At 56.3% G+C, this 24,298-nt stretch carries 20 protein-coding genes; 9 read left to right on the top strand and 11 right to left on the bottom strand.

The genetic code is table 11. The annotated features are described in order from the left end of the window. Window position 1 precedes the first annotated feature (1 nt). The 4 genes from U2949_RS12555 to U2949_RS12540 all read right to left on the bottom strand — a co-directional run bounded on the left by U2949_RS12555 (window position 2) and on the right by U2949_RS12540 (window position 5,239). On the bottom strand, window positions 2–2,632 hold the full coding sequence (locus U2949_RS12555) for a TRAP transporter permease (protein ID WP_407654185.1): 2,631 nt from the start codon (window positions 2,630–2,632) through the stop codon (window positions 2–4). Window positions 2,633–2,834: 202 nt separating this feature from the next. After that, on the bottom strand, window positions 2,835–3,833 hold the full coding sequence (locus U2949_RS12550; RefSeq protein ID WP_009460158.1) for a TAXI family TRAP transporter solute-binding subunit: 999 nt from the start codon (window positions 3,831–3,833) through the stop codon (window positions 2,835–2,837). A gap of 69 nt (window positions 3,834–3,902) precedes the next feature. Next, a complete protein-coding gene (locus U2949_RS12545) occupies window positions 3,903–4,796 on the bottom strand; it encodes a MurR/RpiR family transcriptional regulator (protein ID WP_254500078.1) in 894 nt (297 codons plus the stop codon). 164 nt (window positions 4,797–4,960) lie between these two features. After that, complete coding sequence (locus U2949_RS12540; RefSeq protein ID WP_009460160.1) at window positions 4,961–5,239, bottom strand: acylphosphatase; 279 nt, start codon at window positions 5,237–5,239, stop codon at window positions 4,961–4,963. A 192-nt stretch (window positions 5,240–5,431) separates the two neighbouring features. Here U2949_RS12540 and U2949_RS12535 point away from each other — a divergent pair, with 192 nt between their 5' ends. From U2949_RS12535 to U2949_RS12525, 3 genes are all read left to right on the top strand, one after another. Beyond that, complete coding sequence (locus U2949_RS12535; RefSeq protein WP_321288073.1) at window positions 5,432–7,981, top strand: EAL domain-containing protein; 2,550 nt, start codon at window positions 5,432–5,434, stop codon at window positions 7,979–7,981. Between the two features lie 134 nt (window positions 7,982–8,115). Next, window positions 8,116–8,412 carry a type II toxin-antitoxin system RelE/ParE family toxin gene (locus U2949_RS12530; RefSeq protein WP_026483808.1) on the top strand — a complete coding sequence of 99 codons (297 nt, stop codon included), beginning with the start codon at window positions 8,116–8,118 and terminating at the stop codon, window positions 8,410–8,412. A 9-nt stretch (window positions 8,413–8,421) separates the two neighbouring features. After that, window positions 8,422–8,706 (top strand): HigA family addiction module antitoxin, encoded by a 285-nt coding sequence (locus U2949_RS12525; RefSeq protein WP_026483809.1) that lies wholly within the window; start codon window positions 8,422–8,424, stop codon window positions 8,704–8,706. Window positions 8,707–8,816: 110 nt separating this feature from the next. On the opposite strand, the gene U2949_RS12520 is transcribed toward U2949_RS12525, so the two are convergent. Then, window positions 8,817–10,184: a DNA recombination protein RmuC gene (locus U2949_RS12520; RefSeq protein ID WP_321288069.1), complete on the bottom strand. Its 1,368-nt coding sequence runs from the start codon at window positions 10,182–10,184 to the stop codon at window positions 8,817–8,819. 278 nt (window positions 10,185–10,462) lie between these two features. On the opposite strand from U2949_RS12520, the gene U2949_RS12515 reads away from it, so the two are divergent. Beyond that, window positions 10,463–11,473 (top strand): acyltransferase, encoded by a 1,011-nt coding sequence (locus tag U2949_RS12515; protein WP_321288066.1) that lies wholly within the window; start codon window positions 10,463–10,465, stop codon window positions 11,471–11,473. A gap of 198 nt (window positions 11,474–11,671) precedes the next feature. Here the strand turns inward: U2949_RS12515 and U2949_RS12510 are convergent, their stop codons facing one another. Together U2949_RS12510 and U2949_RS12505 are read right to left on the bottom strand one after the other, a co-directional pair. Continuing rightward, window positions 11,672–12,919, bottom strand: a complete 1,248-nt coding sequence (locus tag U2949_RS12510; protein ID WP_321288064.1) for a D-amino acid dehydrogenase — start codon at window positions 12,917–12,919, stop codon at window positions 11,672–11,674. Between the two features lie 106 nt (window positions 12,920–13,025). Continuing rightward, entirely contained in the window at window positions 13,026–13,910 is an 885-nt protein-coding gene (locus U2949_RS12505) for a LysR family transcriptional regulator (RefSeq protein WP_321288062.1), read from the bottom strand. Window positions 13,911–14,057: 147 nt separating this feature from the next. Between U2949_RS12505 and U2949_RS12500 the strand changes: the two genes are divergently transcribed. Continuing rightward, window positions 14,058–14,726 carry a GntR family transcriptional regulator gene (locus U2949_RS12500; protein ID WP_321288060.1) on the top strand — a complete coding sequence of 223 codons (669 nt, stop codon included), beginning with the start codon at window positions 14,058–14,060 and terminating at the stop codon, window positions 14,724–14,726. A gap of 236 nt (window positions 14,727–14,962) precedes the next feature. On the opposite strand, the gene U2949_RS12495 is transcribed toward U2949_RS12500, so the two are convergent. Then, complete coding sequence (locus U2949_RS12495; RefSeq protein WP_026483815.1) at window positions 14,963–15,919, bottom strand: Bug family tripartite tricarboxylate transporter substrate binding protein; 957 nt, start codon at window positions 15,917–15,919, stop codon at window positions 14,963–14,965. A 357-nt stretch (window positions 15,920–16,276) separates the two neighbouring features. Between U2949_RS12495 and U2949_RS12490 the strand changes: the two genes are divergently transcribed. Genes U2949_RS12490 through U2949_RS12480 form a run of 3 tightly spaced genes read left to right on the top strand, consistent with a single transcriptional unit; the run spans window position 16,277 to window position 19,377 of the window. Beyond that, the gene (locus U2949_RS12490; RefSeq protein WP_035274870.1) at window positions 16,277–17,893 is read left to right on the top strand and encodes an ATP-dependent acyl-CoA ligase; all 1,617 of its coding nucleotides are present in this window, start codon (window positions 16,277–16,279) and stop codon (window positions 17,891–17,893) included. Between the two features lie 21 nt (window positions 17,894–17,914). Continuing rightward, window positions 17,915–19,075 carry a thiolase family protein gene (locus U2949_RS12485; protein ID WP_026483817.1) on the top strand — a complete coding sequence of 387 codons (1,161 nt, stop codon included), beginning with the start codon at window positions 17,915–17,917 and terminating at the stop codon, window positions 19,073–19,075. Next, complete coding sequence (locus U2949_RS12480) at window positions 19,075–19,377, top strand: PhlB family protein (protein WP_026483818.1); 303 nt, start codon at window positions 19,075–19,077, stop codon at window positions 19,375–19,377. Before U2949_RS12485 ends, U2949_RS12480 begins: the two co-directional genes overlap by 1 nt. Before the next feature lie 895 nt (window positions 19,378–20,272). Here U2949_RS12480 and U2949_RS12475 read toward each other — a convergent pair. The 3 genes from U2949_RS12475 to dctP all read right to left on the bottom strand — a co-directional run bounded on the left by U2949_RS12475 (window position 20,273) and on the right by dctP (window position 23,229). Continuing rightward, entirely contained in the window at window positions 20,273–21,595 is a 1,323-nt protein-coding gene (locus U2949_RS12475; RefSeq protein ID WP_009460177.1) for a TRAP transporter large permease, read from the bottom strand. A gap of 2 nt (window positions 21,596–21,597) precedes the next feature. Beyond that, window positions 21,598–22,122, bottom strand: a complete 525-nt coding sequence (locus U2949_RS12470) for a TRAP transporter small permease (protein ID WP_321288057.1) — start codon at window positions 22,120–22,122, stop codon at window positions 21,598–21,600. Window positions 22,123–22,254: 132 nt separating this feature from the next. After that, window positions 22,255–23,229, bottom strand: coding sequence for a TRAP transporter substrate-binding protein DctP (gene dctP, locus U2949_RS12465; protein ID WP_026483820.1), 975 nt, complete (start codon window positions 23,227–23,229; stop codon window positions 22,255–22,257). A 206-nt stretch (window positions 23,230–23,435) separates the two neighbouring features. On the opposite strand from dctP, the gene U2949_RS12460 reads away from it, so the two are divergent. Further along, window positions 23,436–24,116 carry an HAD family hydrolase gene (locus tag U2949_RS12460; protein WP_009460180.1) on the top strand — a complete coding sequence of 227 codons (681 nt, stop codon included), beginning with the start codon at window positions 23,436–23,438 and terminating at the stop codon, window positions 24,114–24,116. Window positions 24,117–24,298 lie beyond the last annotated feature (182 nt).

Raw genomic sequence — 24,298 nt, 5'->3', positions numbered from 1 at the left:
CTCAACTCTGGACAGCACCTTGTGGGGCGGCATCATGACGGATCCGGCGGCCTTGCCTTAGCCACAACCAGAGCAGAATCAGAAAAGCAGGAATATAAACCCAAAACTCGGAAGGACGATCTGGATGAGGCACTTTCACCTGCTGGATATCCCAGCCCTGCTCCCATCCGGCCCGCCGCGCTGAACTGCCAAAAGCCACCGAGGCAATTTGCGCCGTATCGCCGAAAGCCATCACCGTCAGCCCTGCCTGAGACAAACGCTTGCTCGCCGCTGCCAAGCCGGTCGCCCCATCTCCTTGCGGCAAGCCGGGCAATGATACAGCCACTGTTTTCTGCAAGTCTTTACCCTCCAGATTCATCCCCGCTAGTTGCACCACCAGATTGCCTCCGTCTGGCGTGTTCTGAACAATCTGCATCAACTCTGACGCGGGGCGACTCTGGTACTTCTCGCTGATATGGTCCATGAACCAGTCCGGTCGGAACAGCATGAACGTCACCAACAGGAGCAAGACGGTCTCCAGCCAGCTTGTTTTGATGCGCAGCCATCCCATGGTTGCCGCCGCAAATGTCAGGGAAGCCACGGTCGCACCCACCACGACCATAATCAACTCCCAGACACCATGTATGCCGATCAACAAGAGCATGGGATTGAAGATGAACATGAAGGGCAGCACGGCCGTACGCATGGCATAGGTCACGCCCTGCACCCCTGTCTTGATCGGGTCCTCCCCTGAAATGGCAGCGGCTGCAAAGGTAGCCAAGCCCACAGGCGGGGTGATGTCCGCCATGATCCCGTAATAAAACACGAACATATGGACGGCAATCAGCGGAATGATCATGCCGCTTTGCGCCCCCAGCTCCACCACTACCGGCGCCATCAAGGTCGCCATCAGAATGTAGTTGGCGGTGGTCGGCATACCCAGGCCCAGAACCAGACACACAGCAGCGGTAAAAAACAGCATGACCAGCACATTGCCCATGGAGACCAGCTCCACAAAAGCTGTCATGCGCAGGCCCAGACCCGTCAAGGTAATGGCACCCACAATCAAGCCGGCCGTCCCGCAAGCAATGCCGATGCCCACCATATTGCGGGCACCTTCCTGCAGCCCCACCCAGACTTCACTGACGCCTTGGCGCAATGGCTGAGCTGTCGCCTGCTTGCGGAACCAGGCAATGATGGGACGCTGGGTTGCCATCTGGAACAACATGGCCACAACGGCCCAGAAGGCCGACAGGCCCGCAGACATCACTTCTACCGTCAGACACCAGACCAGAATGCCGATAGGGATCAGAAAATACAAACCGGCTCGCACCGTTGGCCAAGGCTCGGGGCGCACCGGTGTGTTGACATTGATATCGGTGGGCAGGTCCTCGTGGTCTGCGGCCACTTTCAGCAAGAACACATACAGAACCAGCAGCAGGAACAACAGGATCCAGATAGCGGCGGCACCGGCTACCGCCTGAACCCCTACGCCTATCCAGTACACCAGTCCCATCACAATCAAGGTGCCCGCCGTACCCATGCCCCAGCCGGCCAGCTTCTGCATAAACGTTCTGGGTTTGCCCGATGCCATCATCGGTTGTATTCCCAGCTTGAGCGCTTCCAGATGCACGATATAAAACAACGCGATATACGAAATTACCGCGGGCAGCAGCGCATGTCGAATGATGTCGGTATAGGGAATGCCAACATACTCAATCATCAGGAAGGCCGCCGCTCCCATGACAGGCGGCATGATCTGACCATTGACGGAAGAGGCCGTTTCAATGGCCCCGGCCCGAATACCGCCGTAACCGGCTTTCTTCATCAAGGGAATCGTGAAAATACCGCCCGTCACCACATTGGCAACGGAGGACGCAGACACAATGCCATTCACCGCCGAGGACACCACGGCAACCTTGGCAGGCCCACCACGCAAATGCCCCAGCAAGGCAAACGAGACCTGCATCATGTAATTGCCCGCCCCGCAACGATCCAGCAAGGAGCCCAGCAATACAAAAATAAAGATATAAGAAACCGAAACGCCCAGTGCGACCCCATAAACCCCTTCGGTAGTCAGCCACATATGCGAGACCAGGCGCTGCAATGAAGCTCCGCGATGAGACAGAGCATCCGGCAGCCAGGGGCCGAGAAAAATATAAGCGATAAAGATCAGTGCCAATACGGCCATCGGCGCCCCCAAAGAGCGACGTGTAGCCTCCAGCAATAACACCAGGCCAACACTGGCCACGACCACATCCATTGTGGTCGGGATGCCGGGGCGCATGGCCAGTTCTTTATAGAAAAAGAACAAATATGAGCCGCAAAAGGCAGCGATCAGGGCCAGGACCCAGTCATGAATTGGAATACGGTCCCGAGCCGACTTTTTGCGGGCAGGGAAAGCCAGATAGGCCAGAAACATGGCAATGCCCAAATGCAGGGCTCGCGCTTCAGTGTCATTGAAAATGCCCAGATTCAGGGCAAAGGGCAGCGGGGAAGCGTACCAAAGCTGAAACAAGGACCAGCCTATGGCCGCCAGAAACAAAACCATGCCCGCTGCACCCGCAACAGTGCGCCCGCCCCTGTCTACGTCTGCAACCAGCTTTTCCAGTTCTGCCGTTTCATCCTGTGTCAGGGCGACGTCCGGCCCCATTTTCTTCTGTTCTTGTTGTGTCATTTGCATATGTCTCCAGGAAAGCCTGGTTTGAAGCACCGATGCAGCCGGGTCAAACGACCAAGCACCGATCACCTGGGCCAGGCAGCCCAGGAACTCCAAACCAGAAGCAAGACCACTGCCGGTGCGGTGGCACTTGCGACCAGGCCAGCGTAGCCAGCCTGGTCAATATCAGGCCGCCTTACAGCAGCCCTTTTTCCTTGAAGTACTTTTCGGCCCCTTTGTGCAAAGGAGCAGACAGGCCGTTCTTGACCATGTCTTCTTTTTTCAAGTTTGCCAATGCAGGATGCAAACGCTTGAAATCATCAAAGTTGTCGAACACGGCTTTGACGACGTTATAAACGGACTCTTCAGGGACATCCTCCGACGTCACAAAAGTCGCTAAAACACCGTAAGTTTGGACATCGTCTGGGTTGTTGGGGTACAGACCACCCGGAATGACGGCCTTGGCATAGTAAGGATAGGTTTCGACCAGTTTTTCTACAGCAGGCCCCGTCAGAGGAACCAGCTTGGCGCCACAAGATGTGGTCGGGTCCTGAATATTGGCCGAAGGGTGCCCGACTCCATAGATAAACCCATCAATCTTGCCATCACACAGGGCTGGACCATGTTCGTCCGGGCGCAGTTCGGAGGCCAGCGAGAAAAAGCTGTTATCCAGGCCCATTGCCTGCAACAACTGATCCATCGATGCTCGTGTGCCCGAACCCGGATTGCCTACGTTAAACCGTTTGCCCTTGAAGTCGTCAAAGGTACTGATATTGGCTTCTTTGCGCGACAACACCGTAAAGGGTTCGGGATGGATAGAAAACACCGAGCGCAGCTTGGTGTAGGCACCGCCGTCCTTGAACTGCCCTTCGCCGTTATAGGCGTTGTAGCCCACGTCGGACTGCACCACCCCCAGATCCAGTTCGCCCGCCTTGATGGTATTGACGTTAAACACCGAACCGCCGGTAGACTCGACAGAGCATCGCACGCCATCGGTCCCACGGTCTTTATTCACCAACCGGCAAATAGCTCCGCCGGCCGCGTAATACACCCCTGTCACCCCACCCGTTCCAATGCTGACAAATTTTTGCTGGGCACTGGCCGGCAAAGGGCTCAATAACATGGCACATAAAGCGGCTGCTGTGCTTGATGCCAACACCAGTTTCTTACCTGTTTTCTTTGCAGTGTGCTTCATCTTTTGTCTCCCTTGGGGTGGACCCCATTTGAATTGCCGGAATGTCCGGTTTACTTTCTATCGTGGTGCTCAAGGCGGATTGGTGACAGCAACATCACCCTCCTGCCAATAAATCTCCTGACGGCGAAATGAGGACTCCAGCTGCGCAAGACGCTCTACCACTGTCTTGCCGCCCTGTGCAGCGATACGAGCCAGCAGATGTTCGGCTACGGTCACAGGCCCTACCAAGGAATGAAAAAAGCTGGCCATGGGCTGCTTGCCCGTATGAGGATCAAACAGCAATACATGCTTGGCACCTTGTGCAATGGGTGACAAGACACTGTCGGTCAGGGCCACCACAGTCGTGCCACGCTCCACCGCAGAGCGAACGCTGTTCACGACGGCCTTCACATACGGGGCCTGGCTGATCACAAGCAGCACACCACCACTTTCCAGGCCAGTCTCCAGCTCCACCAATACATCTGCGGCACGGTTAAGCAACACCCCGTTGCCACACATCAGTTGATAGGCGTAATGCATCTGGAAGGCACAGGCAAAGCTGGCGCCCGCCCCTAGAAAGCCAACCTTGGGTGCCGCCAGAATAGCTTTGGCACATGCATCCAGGCTACCTGCCGGGTTAAGCCGAAGGACAGACTCCACCGCGGCCTCCTGCTGCTGGCCCAAGGCCTGGGTCTGCTGTTCGGCAGCGCGACTACCTTGCAAAGATTGAGCCCGCGAAGCCATGGTATCGTCATTGCGATGCAAGGCTTGTTGAAACGGCGCCCGGAAACGATCATAGCTGTCATAACCGGCAGCCCGTGCCAAACGCAGCATTGTGGCGGGAGCCACTGACAAGGCCTGAGCTTGCCTGCGCATGGACCAAAGGCTGACCTCAACAGGATGGCGCTCGACCCACTGGGCAGCCCGAAGCAACTCAGGCGTCAATTCTGGCAAAATGCGTTGCAGTCGCAGCAAAGGTTCCATTCGGCTTCCATCGACGTTCTGCTGGAAATAAAACGAATGGTAATCTGAACCGACTAAAAAAAAACAAGTGTTTTCCTAGGGTTTGCCCGCAAACTATCCGGCACGTAATCACTTGTTTGTCGGTGAAATGCGCCCCACCAGCTTCTGCCGTCAACGCTGCCGCGCTAGCGTATATCAAAAAAATCGTAGCGTTTGTCTGTGTAAGAACGCTGGATATCTACCTGCTCGACCTGGGCCTGTTCAGGGCCAATATGCAGCCAGCTGACCATCTGGTCAATCGCATCCGTACTGCCCTGCAACACCAGCTCAACCGACCCATTGGCCGCGTTACTGACCCAACCTTTGACGCCGTATAGATGAGCATGGCGCAGCGCACTTGCCCGAAACCCCACCCCCTGCACCCGGCCTTTAACACACACTTCTACCGTTTCACAATCCGCCATTAGCCTGCTCCCTGCTATTTGTGCCCGAAATGTGGCAGCATCCGCCCCGCATCTCAATATTCAGTTAAATTAGTCGCATCATTGTTGCATGACCGCACCCGCCCCCGCTTACCTGCTTTGTGCAGCCTCTACCCTATGAATTTGCCCCGCCTTTTTACTCTATCGCTGCGCAGGGCAATGTACGTGCTAGGCATGCTGGCCACTCTGGGTTTCGTCGCCCCCGCCGCCCATGCTGCACCGCATTCCCAGCAGCATATTGTGCGCGTGGGTATTTACGAAAACCCGCCCAAACTGCTGCTGGACAGCCAAGCCAGGCCCGGCGGCATCATGGGCGAGCTGCTGCTGGAGATTGCCAAGCGTGAAGGCTGGACTCTGGAAGCCGTGCAATGCGACTGGCAGCAATGCTTGAATGCCCTGCAAAATGACTTGCTGGACATTGTGCCCGGCCTGGCTTATTCCCCTGAGCGCGCCGCCCTGTACAGCTTTCACAATCGTGCCGTGCTGGAGGACTGGTCTCAGATCTTCACCGGCAAAACCACCCATATCGGTGCGCTGAACGATTTGAATGGCAAACGCATTGCCGTCATGAGCGGAACCCTGCAACTAACCCAGCTCTACAATATTTTGCAGAAACTGGAGTTGGGTTCCAAGCTGGTCATTACTGACTCCCAATACAATGCCCTGAAACTGGTCCAAAGCAAACAGGCCGACGCCGCCGTAGTCGGCCATTTATTTGGAGTGCGCCATGCGGGCGAGCACGGCCTGAAAACCGCCCCCATCCGGCTGGAGCCAACCAATACCTACTTTGTCACGGCCAAGGACCGCCACCTGGACCTGCTGGCCGCCATTGATACCCACATCAAGCAATGGCAAGACAATAACGACCCGTTTTACACAGAAACACTGAACCAATGGGGCCTGCGCCTGATCGAGAAACCGACCAAGCCCTGGATTATCCCCGCCTTGCTGACACTGGGTGTCTTGCTGACTATTGCCCTGCTGACCGTCACCCTGATGCGCATTGGCCTGCGTCGTCAACGCAAGAAGCTGGTCCGTACCGAGCACCATCTGCATACGGTGCTGGATGCGATTGATGCGTACGTCTACATCAAGGACGATCAGTTTCGTTATCAGTACGCCAACCGCAAGCTGTGCGAAGACCTGAACTACACGACCGTCAGCATTGTGGGCAAAACCGACCAGGATTTGTACGCTAACAAGCAGACTATTAACGAGTTTCGCCATAATGACGAGCAGGTGCTGTACAGCGGTGAACGCCTGGCCGTGGAAGAAGTGGTACGCGACCGGAAAGGCGATATACGCGCCACGTTCTTTTCCATCAAAATGCCGGTGAATGACCCCGAGACCCGGCAGACCAGTCTGTACTGTATCTCCACGAATATCTCGGCCCTGAAAGCCACGCAGTCAGAGAACTACCGGCTGGCTTTCTATGACCCGCTCACCGAGCTGCCCAACCGCCGCCTGCTGCTGCAGCGTCTGGAACGTCACCTGCAGACCATAGAACCGTACAAACGACCCGGTGCGCTGTACTTTCTGGATCTGGACCGCTTCAAGCACATTAACGATGCACGAGGGCACGCGATTGGCGATGCCTTGCTGCGCAAAGTCGCGCGCCGTCTGTCCTTGATGATTGATCCCCAGGACATCGTGGCCCGCCTGGGCGGAGATGAATTCGTCATCCTGAAAATCCTGCATCCCGGCACTGTGCGTGACTGCTACAAGGAGGCCCTGGAGTTTGCCGAGCTGGTGCGCACCCGTCTGGAAGAGCCCTACAGCATCGAAGGCCACTCCTACCTGAGTAGCAGCAGTATCGGCCTGGCCCTGATCACCGACAGCACCCTGACCTCGGAAGATCTGATGCGACAGGCCGACACGGCCATGTATCGCTCCAAGGAAAATGGTCGCAACCAGATCACCTTGTACGAGCCCGGCATGCAGGAGGCCGTCGAGGAGCATTTGAACCTGCAGCACGATCTGCGTTTTGCTATCGGCTCGGATCAACTACGCCTGTTCGTCCAGTCCCAATACGACAAGCAAAACCGCATGTGCGGGGCCGAAGTGCTGCTGCGCTGGCTGCATCCTACTCGTGGCATGCTGACACCCAATCTGTTCATTCCCTTGGCGGAAAGCACGGACTTGATCACTCCATTGGGCGACTGGATCATGGCTTCGGTGTGTGCCTTGCTGCTGCAAACTCAGCAATGTCAGTTCCCGATTTCCATCAACGTCAGCCCGATTCAATTCCGTCGACCCGACTTTGCTCGCCGCACCCGCCAGATTCTGGAGAGCAGCGGCGCACCCGCCCACCGCCTGATCTTTGAAATTACCGAGGGCGTGCTGATGGAGGACTTTGCCTCCGCCAACAGCATGATGCGAGAACTGAAAGACCTGGGCATCCGCTTTTCCATGGACGACTTTGGCACAGGCTACTCCAACCTGGCCGCCATCCGCCGCCTGCCTCTGTATGAGCTGAAAATGGACCGCAGCCTGATCCTGGGCGTACCCATGGAACAAGAAGCCAACGCCATTGTGCGCACGGTGCTGGCCATGGCAAGACAGCTAGGGCTGCATGTCGTGGCCGAGGGCGTGGAAAACGAGCAGCAAAAAGAATTCCTGCTGCGTCGCGGCTGCCATGCGCTGCAAGGCTATCTGTTCAGTGCACCGCAATTGGTGGAGCAGTGGCTGGAGCTTATTGAGCAGGATGATGGCGCTCAACCATAAAAGCCATCGACCGCACTAAACCAGCCTCAACGCCCCTCAGCCAGTTCAAAAACTCAACCCCAGGCGAAACAGCAAATAGGCCAAGAATAACGTCAATATTTGCATATCGTATAGCGATCATATACACTATACAAATGATTAAGAGCTTCCGACACAAGGGTCTTCAGGCTTACTTTGAAACCGGCTCCAAATCCGGCATCCAAGCCAAGCATGCTGTTCGCCTTCAGATTCAGTTAACGGCCCTGCACTCTGCTACTCAAGCGGAAGATATGAACGCCCCCGGATGGAAGCTCCACAAGTTATCTGGCAAAAACACCAAAGGCCAATCTGTACAAGATCACTACACAATATCGGTTAGCGGAAACTGGCGTCTAACCTTTTACTTTGAAGGCGAAGACGCTGTTTTGGTGGACTACCAGGACTATCACTAGGAAAACACTATGCGTATGCACAACCCATCCCACCCCGGCCCAGTCTTGCGGGAATACTTGGGCGAACTCAGTGTCACAGAGGCGGCATCCCGTCTTGGCGTAACGCGTGCAGCCTTATCGCGCATCCTCAATGGTTCTGCCGGTATTTCGGCAGACATGGCCTTACGTCTGCGCGACGCGCTTGGAACCAGCGCCGAGATGTGGATCAATATGCAGTCCCACTACGATCTGTGGCAGGCAGAGCAAAAGCCAAGGCCCAAAGTCGTGTCCTTTCATGGACCTGCTCATGCCTGAGCGACGACGCGCGGAATAAACAATAAATCGATGTGAGCTACACGGCGTACTCGGACGCCATGTGCTTTTTCGGCCTGCAATCTACCCTATATCCTCAAGCCTGCTCCAGATTAGGTATCTGGCTCTTTGTCCTGAACTGGCTCTGCCTCTTCCGGCAAGACCCAATCCAGACGTTCGTGCTCTATATCCGTATGCAAGGGCTCAATGCCAGGTTGGGTGCGTTTAGCCCTGGCCGATAGCTCGGCAAAGCGGCTGACTTTCCCGTACAAGCCTTGCTGGCCGGCCAGTGCAGTCACCGCGCTGTTGTAGTGCTTGCCCGCCTGTCCCAAGGTTTCACCCAGCTTTTTCAGGCGCTCGGCCAGGATGGATACCTGGTTGTAGATATCACCTGCGCGCTGACTTAATTCATGGGCTTGCTCGTTGCTGCGCACCATCATCCAGATATTGGCTACGGTACGCAGAATAGGCAGCAAGGTTGTGTGCGAGACCATCAGGACGTTCTTGCCCAGGCCGTAGTCAAACAGGCCATGATGATGCTGCAAAGCCTGCATATAGGCCGCTTCAATGGGCACGTACATGAACACGAAGCCGGGGCTGTTCAAGCCTGCCAAGGCGCTGTAATCCTTGGAGGCCAGATCATCAATATGATTGCGTAGCGCTTGCACATGCGCTTGCAGGCTTTGTTGACGTTCCTCGTCAGTCTCAGCGCGGATAGCACGGTCGTAATCCACCAGGGACACTTTGCAATCGAGCACCAGATGCTTGTCCTGCGGCAGGTGCACCACGAAGTCGGGGTATCGCAAGCGGCCTTGCTCGTCGCGGGCCTGCCATTGTGTGTCAAAGTGGACACCTCGTACCAAACCGGCCACTTCCAGCGTTTTTTCCAGCTGCGTTTCGCCCCAGTTGCCGGTGGTCTTTTTATCGCCCTTCAGAGCCACCGCCAGGGAGTGAGCCTCGGCACTCATGCGCAGGCCCATTTCCTGCATGCGTTGCAGCTCCAGATTCAAGGCGGTCTGGCCTTTGACGGACTCATCGTGCACTTGGTTCACGCGCAACTGGAAACCGGCCAATTGCTCCCGGAACGGCCGCAGCATTTCATCCAAAGTGCGCTGACTATCCTGACGCAAGGTCTGTCCTTTGGCCTCCAGAATCTGCTGGGCCAAAGACTCGAACTGCAAACGCATCTGCTCGCGGCTATGCTCCAGGTCCTCTTGTATGGCCTGATTGCGCATCTCCTGAGCCTGCAACTGGGCATCGCGGCGTATCAGCTCTTTGTCCAGCTCCACCGCCCTATCCTGCGCATCCTGAGTCTGCTCCTGAGCAGAGGCCAGATCTTGTTCCAGACGTGTGCAGCGATCCGCCAAGGCCTGCTCAATAGGCGCACTAATGCGTGCCCGCAGCCACAGCCCGATCAGCAAACCCAGCGCCAAGGCGACCAGGGCAATCAGCACATCCAAGCCCCTCAAATCCAGCTCCATCCACCGTACTCCTGCCCAGCACCGCCCGCTCAGGAATGCCCTGGCGGGTCTGTCTGGCTAAGCCTGCTATTTAACCGTATAACGCTGGTAATTTATACACCCTTTTTCAGTCTTCTTCGAAAGAGAGCGGGATGTTTTCATCCAGCCTGCATCCACAGAAAACCTGCAGCCATGCAGTCACATCCAGATAAAACTGGACGCTAAATCCCGTATTTGGGGGACAAATCAGAAACGTCTGCTCGTTAGGATGGGGAGGTCTCTGATTTTTATGTCCTGTCATGAACTGGATCAGCAATGCACGGATCGTGGCGATTTTCTCCGTCGTCTGCCTGCATATCGCCGCCTACGCCGTCCTGAATGCCGAGTTGGGTACTGCCAACTGGTGGAGTGGCAATCTTTACGACGCCGCCACCCGCTGGTGTGTGCCGGTATTCGTCATGGTCAGCGGCGCACTCTTGCTGGAGCCTCGTCCCCAGGAAGGCATGAAGCTGTTCTATCGAAAGCGAGCATCGCGAGTCTTGCTGCCGCTGCTGTTCTGGACCGCTTTCTATCTGGGCTGGACGGCCTTCAAGCAGCATTGGTGGACGCCGGAAGCGGACCCCTATCCCTATCTGGAGCGGCTGCTGCAGGGTCGGCCTTATTTCCATCTCTGGTTTCTGTACATGATTGTGTTCCTGTACCTGTTCACGCCCTTTTTGCGTCGCATGGTCCAGAACACCAACTTGAAGCAGCTGGCTGCGCTGACCGGGGCGGCCTTTGTGCTGTCTGCCCTTAGCACCCTCAGCAATCCGGACTTGAACACCCACTCTGCGCCCTTCTTTACCTGGTTCCTGTCCTATCTACCCTATTTCCTGCTTGGCTATCTGCTGCGCAAAGTGCCGGTGACCGTGCCTCGCTGGCTGACTATCACGGTGCTGCTGGGCAGTATCGTGGCAACGGCCTGGGGTTTTTATGCACTGGCTATCACGCACGATAGACAAACGGGTGCGTACTTTTATGATTACCTGAGCATCACCGTCATCCCCATGTCCATCGCGCTGATTCTGCTGCTGCGTGACTGGGATCAGCCCTTGATCAACTCGCGTATCAGTGCCCATCTGGCGGAGCTGACTTTGGGGGTGTATTTGATCCACCCCTGGCTGATCGACCTGATGTACCGCTACCTGTTCACGGCACTGGATTTCAATGCGCTGTGGTCGATTCCGGTGCTGGCGGTAGCTATTTATGGGCTATCCCTCTTGCTGACGGCGGGCCTCAAAGCGACGCCGGTTTTGCGGGCAACCGTCTAAAAACAAATACGTCAAAAAAAATGGGCAAGCTTCCAAGGGAAAACTTGCCCATTTCCATCTACTGGTGCGCAATCATCGCTACTGATTACTAGTGGCCAATTACCCAGCACCCAACATTCAATACCACGCCCTGCTACCGTAAACCCATGACCGGCCACGGACAATTGATTGCCACGTACCCATCATCCGCTTCAAGATCTAAGGACGAAATGGAGCATCATCAATAGGCGAAGCCTCGCCCGTCAGATGAGCCGCCAGAATCGCCGCGCTGCCGCAAGCCAAGGTGAAGCCCAATGCGCCTTGGCCTGCATTCACCCACAAGCGACCGGCCAGCTTGCTGGCCCCCACAACGGGCTTGCCCGAAGGCGTAGCAGGACGCAAACCGGCCCAGGTCTGCGCCTGCTCCAGCGGCAGGCCAGGGAATAGATCCTTCACCTGTTGCTTCAAAGTCGCCATACGGGCAGCGGGAATATCCAGGCCATCAAAACCGATATCTACCATCGCGGCCATACGCAGCACTTCACCCAAACGGGCATACACAATGCGCTGTTCGTAGTCGGTCACGCTGATAGCCGGCACGGCCTGATTCAAGCCTTCCAGAGGCAGGCTCAAGCTATAACCCTTCAAGGGGTAGATCAGAGGACGGCCACCCAGCTGACGCAGCAAAGGCACCGTGCCCATACCGCTGGCCACAACAAACTGATCCGCCTGTATCTCGCCTTCAGCGGTTTGCACCGCACGGATATCGCGCCCTTCCATTACAAAGCGCTGCACCGGCGTGTTCAGCTTCAACTGGTAGTCGCTGTCGTTTTGCATACGCTCATGCAAGGCCACGGAAAACAGATAAGCATCGCCAGCTTCTTCGCTAGGGGTGTAAATCGCCCCCTGCAAGCGCGAGCCCAACGCCTGCAAGGAAGGCTCCAGCTCCAGCACTTGGGCCGCTTCCAGCACTTGTTGTGACGATCCCATATCCGCCTGCAATTGCGCCTGTTCACGCGCATGCTGGAATGGGCCGGGGCTGCGGAACACAATCAACTTGCCATTGTTTTGATGGGCAAATTCCAGATTGAAGCGCTCTTGCCAGTCGTGCAGGATATCGCGGCTTAGATAGGACAAGGTCAGCATCTGCGCGGTAGTACGGCGCACCACATCGCTCCGGCAGGCTTTCAGAAAATGCAGCAGCCAACGCCATTGCTGCGGGCTCAACGCAGGCTTGAAGCGCAGAGGCGAGTCTTTATTCAATAACCAGCGTGGCAAATCCTTGAACACACCGGGATCGGCCAGGGGGGCCACATAGCTGTAGCTTAACTGTCCGCCGTTGGCAAAGCTGGTCTGTCCGGCCACTTGCGAACCGGCTTCCAGTACCGTGACCTTCACCCCTTTCTGGCGCAACATGAACGCGGTGCTCATCCCAATGACACCGGCGCCGATAATACATACATGCATGGAAATACCCCCAATAACTGGCCTCTATTGTCTTGGGGGTCGCCGCAGAGCGCCAATGAATAGTTGGCGCACTCCATAACCCTGGGTTATGGAATCAGCGTTCTGCTCAATCCGGAAAACGGCATTCCAGCAGAGCCTGCCGGATGTGATCCAGCACACGCTCACGCGAGCCAGAACCGACATCGTCATGAGCCGTCAAAATGCTGACTGGAATTGGCAAAGGCTCGGGCAGGCGGTGTATGGCAAGGCCTCGCCCCTGCATGGCTCGGGCCGTGACCAGATCCACCAGGGCCTCGCCCACCTGTTGTAAAACCAGGCCACAAGCCACGTAATGGGTCTGTACACGCATGAAGGGGGCAACATCGGGGACATAGCTTTGCAGCAGATCCTCCACCATCGCGCCAACGGGGTCGTCAGCATCCAAAGCGATGAAAGCACGCTCGGCCATCTCTTCCCAATGACGCAAGGGTGCAACGCCCGGCAAGGTAACGTGCACCAGCTCGGTATGGGCCAGCACCTGCTGTTGCACGCCGGAAGACTCGCCCTGATCAAAGCTCATCACCATATCCAGGTCGCGCGTTTCCAGCGCTTGCAGTAGCTCCCCGCTATGGTGTGTGCGCAGCTCGAAACTCATGGCCGGGTGAGCCCGACGACAACGGCTCAAGGCCACCGGCAATAGCTCCAAACCAAAAGCCGGGCTGCTGCCAATACGCCACAAGCCTTCATGGTGGGAGCGCAGATTACGCGCCAGTCGGCTGACGTCATCCAGATTCTGATGCAGACGCGCAACGTAGGGGGCCAGAATGCTGGCCTCACGCGTAGGAATCAGGCGGCCGCGCACACGGTCGAACAATCGAAAGCCCAGCTGCATTTCTGCTGTCGCCAACATTTTGCTGGCCGCAGGCTGAGAGATATGCAGCAACTGCGCGGCCTGCGTCAACGAGCCGCCACGGCAAATCGCATCAAAAATTTCCACATGCCGCCACCGCATCGACTGGCCCTCCTGCTACGTGCTGGTCTGAAAACGACTTATTATCCTGCAACTTGGCCTGACATAAAACGCGTCAGTCCCCGGTGCTTACTTGGTATCCTATAGCCCTTCGAGTCTTTTGCCGTGCGCCAGGCGCCGGGCGAGCTTATGGCTGCCAATCCTTATAAAAAACGCGAACCCAATATCCGTGAACAAGTCTACGGCATGCTGCGCCAGGACATCGCCTTGGGCAAAATCGGTTTTGATGTGCGGCTGGTGGATAACGAAATCGCCGCCAGCTTGAATGTCTCGCGCATGCCGGTGCGCGAAGCCTTGCTGCAACTGAAAAACGAAGGGGTGCTGGAAGGGACGTCGCGCGGCTTTGTGCTGCGGGTCTACACCGCTCAGGATATTGAAGATATTTTCTCGGTGCGCCTGCTACTGGAGCCACCAGCCGCCAAGTTGGCTTGCGTCAATCAAAGCAGAGTGGGCATGCTGGCCATGGAACAGGCCCTGGGCCGCATTGAAGCCACGCATCAACAGGGCGACCCTATCGACAATATTCAGGCCAACTGGGCGTTCCGCAGCGCCTGGATCAGCATGGTGCCCAACAAGCAACTGGTCGATACGATGGAGCGCCTGCATGATCAGGCTGATCAGGCCCGGATTGCCTGCTTGCAAGACCCTCAATTCCGTCTGGAAACCATGCAGCGAGCCAAGGCGATTTGTCAGGCTTTCAGCGAGCGTCAGGAAGAGCAGGCGGCCCATCTGATCATGAAAAATCTGGTCATTTGCTGCTCGGCTTACTGCCTCAAACAGGCGGAATTGCTGGCTTAATGATTCAGCATAAGCAGGAAACTGCGAAGGAGGCTGTGATTGCTGCCGCCGTCGATGCTTCCTGCTCAATCACCGGCAATATAAAGCCCCGGCTGTAACCCATAGACAAGGTTTAGCCCTTCAGCCCAAGCAACTGTCTTGTTTGTTGAGAACAGTGTCCCCTCTTGGTTCCGGAACAGCCCACGCACAACAAAAAAAGGCGCCGTAGCGCCTTTTTTCTTCAAGCCATCACGTCTTTAGTCCAGCGTGATTTCCAGGGCCTTGATGGTTGGTCCCATGGCTTGAGCATCGTGCTCGATCAGGTCAGCAAACTCTTTGGGAGTGGAAGGCTCGATCTGAATGCCGAAGTCCACGAATTTCTTGACCACTGCATCCTCTTTCAGGACAGCCGTCAGTTGCTCGGTCAGACGAGCAACGTCTTCGTCAGGCGTACCGGCTTTGGCCGAAATACCCCACCAGATGGTGAAGGCCACGTTAGGGATACCGGCTTCGGCAATCGTAGGAACGTCTGGACGCAGAGGGCTTCGCTCAGTTGTCGCTGCGGCAATCGCGCGCAGGCGGCCATCTTCCAGGAAGCCACGGCTGCCCGTCAGCACGTCAAAAATAAAGTCGATCTGGCCGCTGACGGCATCAATCAAAGCGGGGCCTGCGCCCTTGTAAGGCACGTGCACCAAACGAGCGCCGGTTTCTTTACGCAGCATCTCGCCCAAAAGATGAGTGCCCGTACCCATACCGGGCGAGCCGTATGTCAGCTCCTGCTTCTGGCCAGCTGCAACCAGATCCTGAACCGTCTTGAAGGGGCTGTCTTTATTGACCAGCAGGAACACCGGCGCCTTGGCAGCCAGCGTCATGGGGATCAGGTCGGTAGCCACGTCGTAATTCAGACGTTGGTACAGGTGGCGGTTCAAGGAGTAAGCACCGCTATCGGCCAGGAACAACACCGTACCCAAGGAGCTGGGGTTAGCGTTTTTCACTACGTTCATGGCAACCTGGGCACCCGCACCCGGACGGTTTTCCACAATGACTTTCTGATCAAAGCGCGTGCCCATTTCCTGGGAAATCACCCGCGCCAACTGGTCAGCCGCACCGCCCGGTGGGTAAGGCACAACCAGCGTCACATTCTTGTTTTGAGCATGGGCCTGTGCACCCAACATCAGCGCACAACACGTTGCCAATTTAAGCCATACCTTCATTGTTCTATCCCCGTTGCCCCTGTGGGCTTATTCAAAGTCATTGTGAAGCACATTGGCTCAAACACGTGAGCCTGGCCTGCTTGTTGCTGATCGACTGTCGTCCATAAACCTGATCAACCGTCTTGCTGGCTATCCTGCTCCGGCCTGCAAAACGCCCCCTTTTCTGTCCTTGCGCCGCCCCTGGTTTGCGCGAAATACCACTGCCTGGTGGCCTTTAGCTACTTCGGGTTTTTCCGGTGCAGGACAGGAATTTCAAAATAATATATTGCAGTATACTGTTTGCAGGATATTAGTAATTTCACCCATGCATATCGGCTTGCCGCCTTGATCGCGCGTTGGCCGGGAGACAGATAGATCATGCACGCCCATTCCATTCCTGCTTCTGAATTGCCGCTGTTTTCAATACCTGCCACGCAACGCACGGTACCCGCCTTGTTGCGCCTGCGCGCAGAGCGCATGGGTGATGCTCCGCTGTTTTCAGACCGCAACACTCATTACACCGGCCAGCAGACCTTGCAGACGGCCGCTGCCAGCGCCAGCCGATTGAGCCGCGCCGGTATCAAACGTGGTGACCGTGTTGCCTTGCTGTGCACCAACCGCCACGAATTCCTGGATATGGTTCTGGGTTGCGGCTGGCTGGGCGCAATTGTGGTGCCTATCAATACCGCCTCGCGCGGAGCGCAGTTGCAGCACATCTTGTGCAATAGCCAGGCCAGTTTGCTGGTAGTGGAAACGGATCTGACGCCGCTGTTGGCCGATGTCGACCTTGGCGCCACTGCCGTCAAGCAAGCCTGGTTGATTCAAGGCCAGGAAGCGGCACAAACACTGGCGGTGAGCACCTGCGATCTGCCTGCTTTGGGCGATTACTGCGAGCCTGCCGATATAGGCCCCGGCGATACGCTAGCCATTCTGTACACCTCCGGCACCTCGGGCCCTTCCAAAGGCGTTCAGTGCCCGCACGCCCAGTTCTACTGGTGGGGCATTTACACCGCCAGCAAGCTGGGCATGAAGCCCGATGATGTGTTGTACACCTGCCTGCCCATGTTCCACACCAATGCCTTGAATACGTTTTTCCAGGCTCTGGTCAGCGACGCCTGCATGGTGGTGGACAAGCGTTTCTCGGCCAGCCGTTTCTTCGACAATCTGTATGAAACCGGCGCCACGATTACCTATCTGCTAGGCGCGATGGTGCCTATCTTGCTGTCCAAACCTGAGACGGCGGCAGAGAAGCTGCACAAGACGCGCATTGCATTAGGCCCCGGTGTTCCCGAGCAATTTCATAGCCAGTTTCTGGAGCGCTGCCGCATGCATCTGCTGGATGGCTTTGGTTCTACCGAGACTAACTATGTCATGGGCCGTGGCATTCAGGAACAGCGCAATGGCTATATGGGCCGCGTCTCTGAAGGCTTTGAGGCGCTGGTCGTGGATGAGCACGACAATCCCTTGCCAGACGGTGAAGTGGGCGAGCTGTTATTGCGCGCCGATGAACCCTACGCCTTCGCGCTGGGCTATTACGGTCAACCGGACAAGACAGTAGAAACCTGGAAAAATCTGTGGTTCCACACGGGTGACCGCGTCGTGCGCGATGCGGATGGTTACTACCGCTTTGTGGACCGGCTGAAGGACATGATTCGCCGTCGTGGTGAAAACATTTCTTCCTACGAAGTCGAGCAAGCTTTGGCCAGCCATCCTGCGGTTCATACGGTTGCCGTCTATGCTGCCAAGTCCGAGCTGGCCGAAGACGAGGTCATGGCCATGATTGTGTTGCGTCCGGATTGCACGGTCAGCTGCGAGGAGCTGCTGCAGCATTGCGAGCGCCGTCTGCCTTACTTTGCCGTACCGCGCTTTATTGAATTTGCCCAAGTCTTGCCCACTACGGAAAATGGCAAGATTCAAAAGTTTGCTCTGCGTGATCGCGGCATTGGTCCCGACACCTGGGATAGAGAAAAAGCGGGCTATCAGGTTCGCCGCTAATGGCTGCCACAGGAATTCAAGATGACGCCTAATTTCAATCTGGACACGGTGCGCCTGCTGGGCGCAACCGAGGTCACCTACACCCGGCGTGGTCAGCTTGGCACCTCCGAGCTGCTGGCCCAGGCTTTCAAACAGGCCATTGCGGCTGCCGGCGTAAAGGCCAGTGATATTGACGGTTTAGGGGTAGCCTCGTTCACCCACGCTCCCGATCGGGCCATTGATCTGGCCTGGAAGCTGGGCCTGAAGGTAGGCTGGATCATGGATGACAGCAATGGCGGCGCCAGTGGTCTGAACATTTTGCAGCACGCTATTCGCGCGGTTCAGGCAGGTGATGCTCGCTGTATTGCGATTGTGGCCGGGGATCATTTTCAGGCCAGGGACTTCCAGCAACTGGTCGAAAACTATAACCAGACTACTTACGATCATTTGCGCCCTTTAGGGGCTGGCAGTCCGAATCATCGCTTTGCCATGCTGACGGCGAATCAAATGCGCAAGCTGGGTTTGGAGCGAGAGGACTACGCAGCGCTGGTGATGCGCCAGCGGCTATGGGCCAGCATGAATCCGGGTGCTGCGTATCGCAGTCCCATGAGTCTGGATGAGTACTTGAATGCGCCTCAAGTGGCAGATCCTTTGACGCGACTGGATTGTGTGCCGGTGGTGGATGGAGCCAATGCCTTGATTGTGATGCGCGCGGATCATCCGGCGGCGCAGAATCAGCCTGCGATTACGGTAAAGGCTTTACGCAGCTTTCATAATATTGATGATCAGCAAGGCGATGGTTTGAGCACGGGTTTGGCGGCTTTGGCTCCAACTTTGTGGGCGGATTCGGGACTGAGTCCGGCTGATATGGATGTCCTCAGTATTTATGATGACTACCCCGTCATGGTTCTGGCGCAATTGCAGGATTTGGGCTTCTTTCGGGCTGATAACGCCAAGCAGTTTATTCACGAGTCGATTGCGACGGGACGTGTGCCTTTGAATACCTCTGGCGGGCAATTGTCGGCTGGGCAGGCCGGGGCTGCTTGCAGTCTGCATGGACTGGTGGAGGTGATGCGTCAGTTGAGCGGTCAGGCGGGGGAGCGTCAGGTAACGCAGGCCCGTTACGGTTTGGTCACGGGATACGGCATGGTGGAGTATCGCTATGGCATGTGTTCGACGGCGCTTGTTTTGGAGGCCTTGTGATGAGCCCTTCTGTATTTCGTTGTGTGCAGTGTGATCATCGGGTGTTTCCGGCGCGGTTCTTGTGTCCGAAGTGTCATGGGGATGAGTTTCTGGCTGAGGGGTGTGCGTCTGGTGTGGTGACGGAACTGACGCGTAGTGCCTCTTCTGGCGAGGAGACTGGGGTGTATATGCTGGCAACGGTGGCCAGCGATGCGGGGCCAGTGTTGATTGCTCGTGTGCTGGATGAGGCTGTCCAGCGGGGGGATAAGGTCGCTTTGGTTCTGCGGGATAGCGGGATCTATGCTGATCCTGTGCGGGAGTAAAGGCACTTTCTCAACAACTTTCTTTGGAATGGCCTGTTTAGAGGGGGTTGGGTTTAGATGCCCAGCGTGTAGAGATCGGTATGACTCAAGGCTTGGAGTCAGCAACTGTTCGACGCGATGAAGAAGGTGACTATAAGACGCTGATTAAGGGGCTGGCCCGGTGTCGGGGCTGGCAACTTGCCGGCGCTGCGCGCCGGTGCCCTGGTCAGATAATCGCTACGGGCGCACCTTGAACTCGTCCGGTGGTTTGTCCCCCGGACAAACCACAAACGTCGGACTCGAACAGCAAGGTGCTTGCACCCCTGCGCAATTATCTGCCTGCGGCAAGTCACCTGATCCGCCCCAACACCGGGCCAGCCCCTCAATCAGCTCACAGCATCTTTTATCGGACGATTGTTGATCGGGGTTTGCATGCTCCGAGTTAGTGTTCTTAACGGGATCGCTGATCGTAGAAATGATTGATCGTAGAGCTGCTTGATAAAAGGAATTGCTTGGAAAGATGGGAGTAGACAATCGCTGTCCTAAGCCCGTACTTGCCAATGTCTGAGTGCGCTTTACTACACACAGGTTAAAAGCGTAGCGGCTTATGCGCTTAAGCCTTAAAAACTGACTTGAACGCTGTCGATACACACACTGCCTGCGTCCTGCTCGGCTCCAGAATCGACCTCAGCAACAGGCAGAAAAATCATTTAAGTTTTTATGCGCCGCTTCCAAATCAATCACTTTGCTGCACATAAATAGGCGGCAAAAAATGATCAGCACTATCGAGCATAAAAAAACCTCAGTTCGGCATCTGCCGAACTGAGGTTTTTTAGTTTGAAAGTCTTGTCCAGACTCTGGCTTTCTTCGCGGGACAACATACTTGTTGTCCCACTTTCAGACTGCCTGCTCTGTCTTAGCCGATCAGTCCTGGCAAGCCCACGGCAATCCAGGGAACGAACAAGACCAGGGCCAGGATGCCGACTTCTATGACCAGGAAGGGCACGGCGGCGCTGTAGATGTGGGGCAAGCGGATAGATGGCGGGGCCACGCTTTGCATCACGATCAGCAGCAGGCCGAACGGTGGGGTCAGCAGGCCAATTTCCAGTGCGATCAGGATCATGACACCCAGCCAGACGGTATCCACACCTGCGGCTAGGGCCAGGGGCATGAAGAAGGGCAAAGCGATCATCATCATGGAAATTTGGTCCAGCACCATGCCCATGACCAGCAGCACCAGGAGCATGCAGATAACCAGCACGAAGGGCGACAGGTCGTAGTCTTTGATCATGCCCAGGAAGCCTGCGCTGGCACCGGAGAAACTCAGCAGTTGTGCGAAAGTGGTGGACGCGGCCAGGATGAACAGGATCACAACCGACACTTTGGCGGTTTCGATCAGGCTCTTCCACAGTGCTTTCAGGGTCAGGGCACGGTAGGCGATGGTAGCGATTACCGAAGCCACCACGCCGATCGCGGCCGATTCAGTGGGCGATGCCCAACCGGCCAGCATCGAGCCAACCACCGCAATAAAGATACCCAGCAATGGCACGACGTTGAACACGAAAGGTTTCCACAAGGCCCAGCCTTTCAGGCGAGTGGCTGGATCTTCGTCGCTCATGGGTGCGTCTTGCGGACGCAGGCGGCTGCGCACGACCACGTAGGCAAGGAAGCCGGCTGCCATCAACATGCCGGGCAGGATGCCGCCGATCAGTAGTCGTTCGATGGAGATGCCCGCCAGGCTACCCAGCATGACAGCCAATGCCGAAGGTGGGATCAGCATGGCGATACCGCCTACTGCCATGATGGGTCCCATGGCCATGGTGGGGTGATAGCCGCGACGCAGCATTTCTGGCAGCATCACGCCGCCCATCATGGCGGTGTTGGCAATGGACGAACCCGACAGGGTAGCGAAGGTCGTACCGCCCAAAATACTGACGATGGACAGTTTGCCCGGCACGCGCGAGATCATGCGCTCGATGGAGTCGATGGCTTTGAAGGCCAGCCCGGTGTGGAACAGCACCTCGCCCATCAGGACGAATAATGGGATGGGCGTTAAGGAAAAGCTGCCAATAGAGGCGGTGGTGTTACGCGCCCATTGGGCCAAACCAGCCGCTTCACCTAGAAATAGCCACGCGCCCAGCAAGTTCACGGACAGGAAGGCAAAGACCACCGGTGTGCCGATGGCCATCAAGAGAAAAAGTGATCCCAGCAGCAGGATCAAGGCCATGTGCCATTCCATGCTCAGACTCCTTGCTCAACAGGACGGGAAATCAGGCGACGCAGGAATTCCAGCGCCAGCATGGATGCACCGAACAGCAAAGGCAGATTCAGCCACCACTCCGGGAACACCAGGGCTTTAAATACCATGGCTCCTTGCTCGTGAGCATCCAGAGCGACGACGGCGCATTGCCAGGCCAGCACACCACAGACCACCAGACCCAGCAGGTTGGAGATCAGGTCCAGCAAGCGCTGGACAGGCATGGGCAGATTGTTGAACAGCACGTCGATACGGATATGGCCGCCCAGGTACAGCACCCATGGCGCTGCCACGAAGGTGGCAATAATCAGCATGTATTCGGTTACTTCCACGCTGGTGGACAGCGCGTCGTAACCCAGGTTGCGCAGCACCACGTCGGCACAAACCAGCAGGCTCATCAGCCCGAAAGTCAGCGCCGCAACGGCTCCGCAAGCGTTCATTAACAGGGCGTAAGGACGCCCCCAGGTCGTGTTGGAAGGCTGGCCTTCCGGGGCAGTTGCAGCAGACATCTCGTCTTCTCCGCAGATCAAAGTCACTGAAAGGGCGGGCATCTTGCCGCCCGTATGGCACCATCAAAAAGTGGACACTGTCCCCAAGGGCACAATGTCCACTGTCAAAAACTACGTAATCAGCAATCTTGTTTAAGGCTGATAACCACCAAACAGTTCGCGCAGTTGCGCGGCGTATTTGGGGCTGGATTTATCGATACCGGCCCAGCCTGCTTCGTAAGCCTTGGTACGCAAGGCACGAGCTACGTCAGGTTCCAGAACCAAGGCTTGCACACCGGCTTGTTCGGTAGCCGCTTTCTCATCAATTGCCATCTGGTGTTCAGTCACGTTCTGCGACTCCATCCACTCGATTTGCTTGCGCATGAAGGCTTTCTGGTCTTCGTCCAGTTTCTCCCAACTCTTCTGGTTCATGAAGAAACCCACTTCCACGTTGTAGAAGCCTGGCTCGACACGGTATTTGGTCTTTTCATGCCAGCCCATTTCCATCACACCCACGGAAGGCCAGCCATAGCCGTCAACCACGCCACGCTCCAGCGCGGTGTAGACCTCGCCTGGTGGAATCTGCAGCGGCGTGGCGCCAATTTCGCGGAAGAAGGACAGGTACACGGGCACGCCACGCAGCTTGAAGCCCGACAGGTCTGCCGAGGTCACAGGCTTGTTGGTATAGATGTGGTATTGCAAACCATCCGTCGTACGAGCCAGCCAGGTGATGTTGGCTTTCTCGCGGTGAATCTTGTCCATCAGCTCGTAGCCGCCGTTCTGACGCAGCTCGCTCATGGGTTTTTCTGTCAGCGTCAAAGCCAATGCTTCAGGCACTAGATTGGCGTGGAATACGGCGGTGGTATTGGCGAAATCAATCACGCCGGAACGCAGTGCATTACCTACTTCGAAAGGAGGAATGGCCTCTGGCCCGCCAATGACGTTGATCTGTACCAGACCCTTGCCTTCCGTGTTGACCTTGTCAACGAATTGCTTGAAGCGCTTGGTAAAGAACGTGTCCATCGTAAAGACTGACACCGCTTTCAGCGTTACTTCCGCTGCCTGTGCGCCAGCCATTCCCAAAGCCAGCAAGGCCGCTGCCACCACCCGAGTTGTTTTATTCACCATGACGGAACTTCCGCAGAAAGGTTTGTTATGAAATTTTAGTTTAGATATAAATATATCAATAATCAATTATTTACAAGTCGGGGTTTTCACTAGGCGCGCTACGAGCCCATAAGGTCTGGCGCCGATATTGCACCTGAATTCTGTATGCGGACGGCCTGCTGTATCATCACAGACTTCTAGTTTTATTGGCTTAAAAGGTATTACCCATGACATTTTCCGCTGTGCTGTTTGATTGTGACGGTGTGCTGGTCGACAGCGAACCAATCACGGTTCGTGTACTGCGGGATATGTTGCAAGAGGAAGGCTGGGTGATGACGTATGAGCAGTGCTATGACTGGTTCATTGGCAAGGCACTACCCGACGAGCTGCCCACCGTGCGCAAGATGACAGGTAAAGATCTGGATATGGAATGGGTGATGGCCTTTCGCATGCGTCGCAACCACGCACTGACCAATGAAGTCATGGCCATTCCCGGTATTCAGGACACGCTGGATGCGATCTTGCGCGACAAGCCCGGCATGATTGCCTGCGCGTCCGGCGCAGACCGCGCCAAATTGGTGCTGCAACTAGGCCAGACTGGTCTGCTGGATTACTTCGGCACCCATATCTATAGCGGCGCTGAAACGCCACGCAACAAGCCATACCCGGATGTCTATCTAGCCGCCGCTCAAGGGCTGGGCGTTGACCCGCAACAATGCCTGGTCGTGGAAGACAGCGTGACTGGCGCAAGTGCAGGCCTGGCCGCAGGCGCCACGGTGCTGGGCTACTGCCCGGTTCCTGATAAGGAGGAGGATTTGCGCCGCCTGGGTGTGCGTGACACCTTCCGCCGCATGGACGAGCTACCCGCTTTGATCGCCAAGTTGGAGCAGGAACGGGTACAAGGCTGATTCATAGCCAGGCAATAGAAAAGGCGCTGTGTTTTGAGCAGTTCCAAAAGGTGGGATCTCCCTCTTTTGAAGAAACTGCCTAAAACACAGCGCCTTTTTTGCCGCCGGTCCGTATTAAGACTCGGTGCTGCCAATAAAAAGCCCCCTCAGGCGGCAGCAAACCGAAAAGCGTAGTGTGGGGC

Origin of the sequence: Alcaligenes phenolicus (assembly GCF_032063905.1) — a bacterium.
Taxonomy (GTDB): Bacteria; Pseudomonadota; Gammaproteobacteria; order Burkholderiales; family Burkholderiaceae_B; genus Alcaligenes; species Alcaligenes phenolicus.
This window is presented reverse-complemented; position numbering and strand designations above follow the sequence as displayed.

What these genes read in the sequence shown, in the direction of transcription:
- U2949_RS12470 (WP_321288057.1), bottom strand. Translation starts at nt 22,122, where the DNA reads ATGTCTGCTGCAACTGCCCCGGAAGGCCAGCCTTCCAACACGACCTGG.
- U2949_RS12535 (WP_321288073.1), top strand. Translation starts at nt 5,432, where the DNA reads ATGCTGGCCACTCTGGGTTTCGTCGCCCCCGCCGCCCATGCTGCACCG.
- U2949_RS12490 (WP_035274870.1), top strand. Translation starts at nt 16,277, where the DNA reads ATGCACGCCCATTCCATTCCTGCTTCTGAATTGCCGCTGTTTTCAATA.
- U2949_RS12515 (WP_321288066.1), top strand. Translation starts at nt 10,463, where the DNA reads ATGAACTGGATCAGCAATGCACGGATCGTGGCGATTTTCTCCGTCGTC.
- U2949_RS12550 (WP_009460158.1), bottom strand. Translation starts at nt 3,833, where the DNA reads ATGAAGCACACTGCAAAGAAAACAGGTAAGAAACTGGTGTTGGCATCA.
- U2949_RS12510 (WP_321288064.1), bottom strand. Translation starts at nt 12,919, where the DNA reads ATGCATGTATGTATTATCGGCGCCGGTGTCATTGGGATGAGCACCGCG.
- U2949_RS12525 (WP_026483809.1), top strand. Translation starts at nt 8,422, where the DNA reads ATGCGTATGCACAACCCATCCCACCCCGGCCCAGTCTTGCGGGAATAC.
- dctP (WP_026483820.1), bottom strand. Translation starts at nt 23,229, where the DNA reads ATGGTGAATAAAACAACTCGGGTGGTGGCAGCGGCCTTGCTGGCTTTG.
- U2949_RS12475 (WP_009460177.1), bottom strand. Translation starts at nt 21,595, where the DNA reads ATGGAATGGCACATGGCCTTGATCCTGCTGCTGGGATCACTTTTTCTC.
- U2949_RS12485 (WP_026483817.1), top strand. Translation starts at nt 17,915, where the DNA reads ATGACGCCTAATTTCAATCTGGACACGGTGCGCCTGCTGGGCGCAACC.
- U2949_RS12480 (WP_026483818.1), top strand. Translation starts at nt 19,075, where the DNA reads ATGAGCCCTTCTGTATTTCGTTGTGTGCAGTGTGATCATCGGGTGTTT.
- U2949_RS12540 (WP_009460160.1), bottom strand. Translation starts at nt 5,239, where the DNA reads ATGGCGGATTGTGAAACGGTAGAAGTGTGTGTTAAAGGCCGGGTGCAG.
- U2949_RS12555 (WP_407654185.1), bottom strand. Translation starts at nt 2,632, where the DNA reads ATGGGGCCGGACGTCGCCCTGACACAGGATGAAACGGCAGAACTGGAA.
- U2949_RS12545 (WP_254500078.1), bottom strand. Translation starts at nt 4,796, where the DNA reads ATGGAACCTTTGCTGCGACTGCAACGCATTTTGCCAGAATTGACGCCT.
- U2949_RS12460 (WP_009460180.1), top strand. Translation starts at nt 23,436, where the DNA reads ATGACATTTTCCGCTGTGCTGTTTGATTGTGACGGTGTGCTGGTCGAC.
- U2949_RS12495 (WP_026483815.1), bottom strand. Translation starts at nt 15,919, where the DNA reads ATGAAGGTATGGCTTAAATTGGCAACGTGTTGTGCGCTGATGTTGGGT.
- U2949_RS12530 (WP_026483808.1), top strand. Translation starts at nt 8,116, where the DNA reads ATGATTAAGAGCTTCCGACACAAGGGTCTTCAGGCTTACTTTGAAACC.
- U2949_RS12505 (WP_321288062.1), bottom strand. Translation starts at nt 13,910, where the DNA reads ATGCGGTGGCGGCATGTGGAAATTTTTGATGCGATTTGCCGTGGCGGC.
- U2949_RS12520 (WP_321288069.1), bottom strand. Translation starts at nt 10,184, where the DNA reads ATGGAGCTGGATTTGAGGGGCTTGGATGTGCTGATTGCCCTGGTCGCC.
- U2949_RS12500 (WP_321288060.1), top strand. Translation starts at nt 14,058, where the DNA reads ATGGCTGCCAATCCTTATAAAAAACGCGAACCCAATATCCGTGAACAA.